General features: G+C 43.9%; 5 protein-coding genes. All 5 read left to right on the top strand.

The window, feature by feature from the left end:
• A partial coding sequence (locus CCU_RS03195; RefSeq protein ID WP_243440841.1) for a thiamine pyrophosphate-dependent enzyme occupies window positions 1-288 on the top strand: 288 nt, incomplete at its 5' end.
• Window positions 289-893: 605 nt separating this feature from the next.
• Window positions 894-1976, top strand: a complete 1083-nt coding sequence (serC, locus tag CCU_RS03190; RefSeq protein WP_015533539.1) for a 3-phosphoserine/phosphohydroxythreonine transaminase — start codon at window positions 894-896, stop codon at window positions 1974-1976.
• 30 nt (window positions 1977-2006) lie between these two features.
• The gene (locus tag CCU_RS03185; protein ID WP_015533538.1) at window positions 2007-3173 is read left to right on the top strand and encodes a phosphoglycerate dehydrogenase; all 1167 of its coding nucleotides are present in this window, start codon (window positions 2007-2009) and stop codon (window positions 3171-3173) included.
• A 26-nt stretch (window positions 3174-3199) separates the two neighbouring features.
• On the top strand, window positions 3200-4291 hold the full coding sequence (gene asd / locus CCU_RS03180) for an aspartate-semialdehyde dehydrogenase (protein WP_015533537.1): 1092 nt from the start codon (window positions 3200-3202) through the stop codon (window positions 4289-4291).
• A gap of 221 nt (window positions 4292-4512) precedes the next feature.
• Window positions 4513-5742, top strand: a 1230-nt coding sequence (locus CCU_RS03175; protein WP_208895944.1) for a leucine-rich repeat domain-containing protein, incomplete at its 3' end; no start/stop codon positions are given.

Genomic DNA, 5742 nt, shown 5'->3' with positions numbered 1-5742 from the left:
AACCACGTACTTGGAATGGTAAGACAGTGGCAGACACTGTTCTATGACCACAGATATTCCAACACCGTGCTTGACGATTCGGTAGATTTCGTCAAGGTAGCAGAGGGACTTGGTGCCATGGGAATCAGAGCCAACACCCTTGATGAGTTCGAGGCAGCAATGAAGACAGCCCTGACAGCAGGCAGACCTGTGGTAATAGATGTAACAATAGCGGGAGACGACAAGGTATGGCCAATGGTAGCTCCGGGAGCAGCCATCGACACCTGTTTCTCAGAGGACGATATGTAATATATGTCAATATAAGCTCGGAAAGGCACCATATTTGTGCGCGTACAAAACATAGATATGGTGCTTATATATATAATCCCTACTTGCCGACAGGCGAAAAGAGTGCTATAGTACAGGGATATAAGCGATAATAAAGTTGTTTTACTTGATAATATAAGAATTTAGTAAAAATAACTTGTTAATCGCAAGCGGGATACACCAAAAGAACAAAGATAAGTCAGAATTTTCATATAAATGGGAACGAAGGACATTTTTGTTAAGTAAAATATCTCGCACACATTTTATTAGGTCATAAACAGATGATTTCGTAAATAAAGTAAATTAGCCTGTGTTTAGCTGCCTATATCGTTCGAAGGACATTCTCCTCCGCCGGTCCTTAGTCGGTGCCAATGTGTCGAAGACACATTCTTTTATGCACCGACGACATGCCGCCGACCGTAGGGAGGGGGCGATACCAGGGGTGGCGCTGTAGGCGGCACCTTAGTACCGCTGCAGGAGGAGACGAGCGGGAGCGCTCCGCAGAACGATATAGGCAGCGAAACACAGGCTTACATACATTAAAACGAAATCATCGTCACAACTAAAAAGAAGGAGAGATAACAAAAATGGCAAGAGTGTACAACTTTTCAGCAGGCCCTTCAGTTCTTCCTGAGGTGGTATTAAAAGAGGCAGCAGAAGAAATGCTTGATTACAAGGGAACAGGCATGAGCGTAATGGAGATGAGCCATCGATCTAAAGCCTTCGACAATATCATCAAAGAGGCAGAGAAGGATCTCAGAGATCTCATGAACATACCTGACAACTACAAGGTGCTTTTCCTTCAGGGAGGAGCTTCACAGCAGTTTGCAGCAATTCCAATGAATCTCATGAAGAATGGCGTAGCTGACTACATCATAACAGGTCAGTGGGCAAAGAAAGCATACGAAGAAGCAAAGAAATATGGAAAGGCAGTTGCAGTTGCATCATCAGCAGACAAGACTTTCTCATATATCCCAGATTGTTCAGATCTTCCAATAGATGACGATGCTGATTATGTATACATTTGTCATAACAACACTATATATGGAACAACATACCACACACTTCCTAACACAAAGGGCAAGATACTTGTTGCAGATATGTCATCAGACATTCTCTCACAGCCTGTAAATGTTGAGGATTACGGTATGATCTACTTCGGAGTTCAGAAGAACGTTGGTCCTGCAGGCGTAGTAGTGGCTATCATCCGTGAGGATCTTATCAGAGATGACGTAATGCCATTTACACCAACCATGCTCAAGTACAAGACTCAGGCAGATGCAGACTCACTCTACAACACACCTCCATGCTACGGCATCTATATCTGTGGCAAGGTATTCAAGTGGGTTAAGGAGATGGGCGGCCTTGAGGCTATGAAGGCTCACAACGAGAAAAAGGCCAAGATCCTCTATGATTTCCTCGACAGCTCAGAGCTCTTCAAGGGAACTGTAGTAAAGGAAGACCGTTCACTCATGAACGTACCATTTGTAACTGGTGACGCAGACCTTGATGCAAAGTTCGTCAAGGAGGCTACAGAGGCTGGATTTGTCAACCTCAAGGGTCACAGAACAGTAGGTGGTATGAGAGCATCTATCTACAACGCAATGCCTATCGAGGGTGTTGAGAAGCTTGTAGAGTTCATGAAGAAGTTCGAGGCAGAGAACAAGTAATATATAGTAATAGAAAAGGGAGAAAAAGACATGTCAGTAAAGATTAATTGCTTAAACCCTATCGCCAAGTGCGGTATGGAGCTTTTACCTGATACATATGAAGTAACAGACAATTTCGCAGATGCAGATGCAGTTCTGGTCAGAAGTGCATCCATGCATGATCTTGAGCTGTCAGACAACCTTCTGGCAGTAGCCCGTGCAGGTGCAGGTGTCAACAACATTCCACTTGATAAGTGCGCTGAGAAGGGTATCGTAGTATTTAACACACCAGGAGCAAATGCAAATGGTGTTAAGGAGCTTGTAGTAGCAGCACTCCTCATGGCTTCAAGAGACCTCGTTGGCGGTTACAACTGGGTCAAGGACAATGCCGCTGAGGCAGATATCGCCAAGATGGTGGAGAAGCAGAAGAAGAACTATGCAGGCAATGAGATCCTTGGCAAGAAGCTCGGTGTAATTGGACTTGGTGCCATTGGAGCAAAGGTTGCAAATGTTGCGCTTAAGCTCGGCATGCAGGTATACGGATATGATCCATATGTGTCAGTAGATGCAGCATGGGGACTTTCAAAGGATGTAAAGCACATCACAAATGTAGAGGATATCTACAGAGACTGTGATTATATAACAGTTCATGTTCCAGCTCTTGACAGCACAAAGGGAATGATCAATGCAGATGCATTTGCACTGATGAAGGACGGCGTGAAGATCCTCAACTTCGCAAGAGACGTACTGGTCAACGATGAGGATATGAAGGCGGCACTCGACTCAGGCAAGGTTGCAAAGTATATGACAGACTTCCCTAACCCAGCTATAGCAGGTTACAAGAACGTGGTAGCATTCCCACATCTTGGAGCTTCAACAGCAGAGTCAGAGGACAATTGTGCAGTTATGGCTTGTAAGGAGATCAAGGCATACATCAACGATGGAAACATCAAGAACTCTGTAAACTATCCAAACGTAAACATGGGACAGTGCAGTGATGTAGCCAGAGTTACTATCTGCCACAAGAACATCCCTAACATGCTCACCCAGTTCACAGGAGTATTCTCCAAGAAGGGCGGCAATGTATCAGGAATGATCAGCAAGGCAAAGGGCGATTACGCATATTCTATCCTTGATATCGGTGTAGAGCCAACAGCAGACGACATCGCAGAACTCTCAGCAATCGAGGGAGTAGTTAAGGTAAGAGTCATAAAGTAATAAAAGATAAATAGGAGAGAAGAAAAATGAGTGACAAGTTAAAGGTAGGTATCCTTGGCGCAACAGGTATGGTAGGTCAGAGATTTATCTCACTTCTTGAGAACCATCCTTGGTTCGAGGTCGTTACAGTTGCAGCCAGCCCAAGAAGCGCAGGCAAGACATACGAAGAGGCAGTTGGTGACAGATGGAAGATGGATACACCGATGCCAGAGGCAGTTAAGAAGCTTGTAGTATACAATGTCAATGAGGTAGAGAAGGTTGCTGCCACAGTTGATTTTGTATTCTCAGCAGTAGATATGACAAAGGATGAGATCAAGGCTATAGAGGAGGCTTATGCCAAGACAGAGACTCCTGTAGTTTCAAACAACTCAGCTCACAGATGGACTCCTGATGTTCCTATGATGGTTCCAGAGATCAATGCAGACCATGCAGAGGTTATCGAGTTCCAGAAGAAGAGACTTGGAACAGAGAGAGGATTTGTTGCAGTTAAGCCTAACTGCTCAATCCAGAGCTACGCACCGGTACTTACAGCATGGATGCCATTTGAGCCATACGAGGTTATCGTAAGCACATATCAGGCAATCTCAGGAGCAGGTAAGACATTCAAGGATTGGCCTGAGATGCTTGGCAACATCATCCCATATATCGGTGGTGAGGAAGAGAAGTCAGAGAAGGAGCCGCTCAGAATCTGGGGTAAGGTAGACAAGGAGAATGGTGTGATTGTTCCTGCAGAGGGAATCACTATCACAAGCCAGTGCATCAGAGTCCCAGTTCTCAACGGACATACAGCAACTGTATTTGTAAAGTTCAGAAAGAACCCTACAAAGGAGCAGCTTATCGAGGCTATGACAAGCTTCAAGGGCGCGCCTCAGGAGCTTGGTCTTCCAAGTGCACCAAAGCAGTTTATCCAGTACCTTGAGGAGGACAACAGACCACAGGTTGCTCTGGACGTTGACTTCGAGAAAGGTATGGGTATCAGCGTTGGACGTCTCCGTGAGGATTCAGTATATGACTGGAAGTTCGTTGGCCTTTCACACAACACTGTAAGAGGTGCTGCAGGTGGTGCAGTTCTCTGTGCAGAGCTTCTGAAGGCTAAGGGATATATCACAAAGAAGTAATAAATTATATGGATATTTGAAGTGTCTGTGCTAACAATATCATAAAGATTTGCCGGGATAATGTTGCTGCTATGAAGTGAACATGCTCCGGCAATTTTTTTGTTTTGCATGGCGTTATATTATGCAGTATTATTGATAACATTATGTTGACATTGCACAAACAGGTATACTAAAATTAGATTAATTGTAAATAAACCATGAATTACTAAGGGAGGTATTTTATGAGAAAAGGGAAGAGATGGCTGGCAGCGGCTGTGAGTGCAGCGATGATTGTCCAGTCACTGGCCAGTGTTGGCCCGGTTTATGCAGCGGATGATGGCGTATCCATAGCTGACACGTTTACGGATTCGTCGTTTAGAAGCTATGTGTCGAGTAATTTCGATACAGACAGTAATGGTTATCTGTCAGATGCGGAGATCTCGAATGTAACATCTATAGATGTTTCGAAGTGTTCTCCTGCTATATCAAGTTTGAATGGCGTAGAATTGTTCACCAATCTGTCAAAGCTGGATTGTAATGAGCAGTCTATAAGGAATCTTGATATAGAGAATCTTGAGAATCTTGAATATATAGATGTCTCAAGTAACAGAATAGACAGTCTGACCTTGCCGGTAAGTGCAGAGAAACTTACATATCTTGATATAAGTGGGAACAAGATCACAAGCCTTACATCTCTGGCTGATTACAATAATCTTGTACTGCTCAATGCCAATTCAACAAACCTTTCATCGATAGATGTCAGCAATATGAAGGGGCTTAAGGTGCTTGGCGTAAGTGGAACCACCATATCAACACTTGATCTTGGCTCAAACATGGAGCTTACAACACTTTATTGTGACAGCATGCGTTCACTGCCTGTCCTTGATGTGTCAGGTCATGAGAAGCTTAAGAATCTTTATTGTGCTGGAGCAAAGAGCGACAGTGGAGTTGTTGTTCGTTCGTCAATTACCAAGCTTGACGTATCCGGTGATATAGTCCTTGGTTCGCTTGATTGTTCAAATAGCTATGTGGCTGAGCTGAACATAGACAATACCCCGGCGCTTACAACACTTGATTGTTCTAACACGAGACTTACATCAATAGATGTGTCAAAGAACACAAGTCTTAGCTACCTTGATGTCAGCAGCAATGTTCTGGGTGCGGTGGATTTTACTGCGAATACAGCACTTAGAGAGCTTTATGTCAAGGATACTGGCATAAATAAGCTTGATGTATCTACTCTCACCAATCTGGTTAATCTTGACGCATCATCAAATTCTCTTGCAGAGCTTGATATAGCATCAAACAGTTTATTGGAGAAGCTTTATATTTCAGACAATAATATCCAGGGTATAAAGCTTGATGGTCATCCTGACCTGAAAGAACTTGAGATTGACAACAACAATCTTGTGGCCATAGATATATCAGTGTGTCCTAAACTTTATGGCGATGATGGTGTGTTCAGTTGCAGT

The organism is Coprococcus sp. ART55/1 (assembly GCF_000210595.1).
Classification (GTDB): Bacteria; Bacillota; Clostridia; order Lachnospirales; family Lachnospiraceae; genus Coprococcus; species Coprococcus aceti.
The sequence above is the reverse complement of the archived record's forward strand: the minus strand, read 5'-3'. Positions and strand labels throughout refer to the sequence as shown.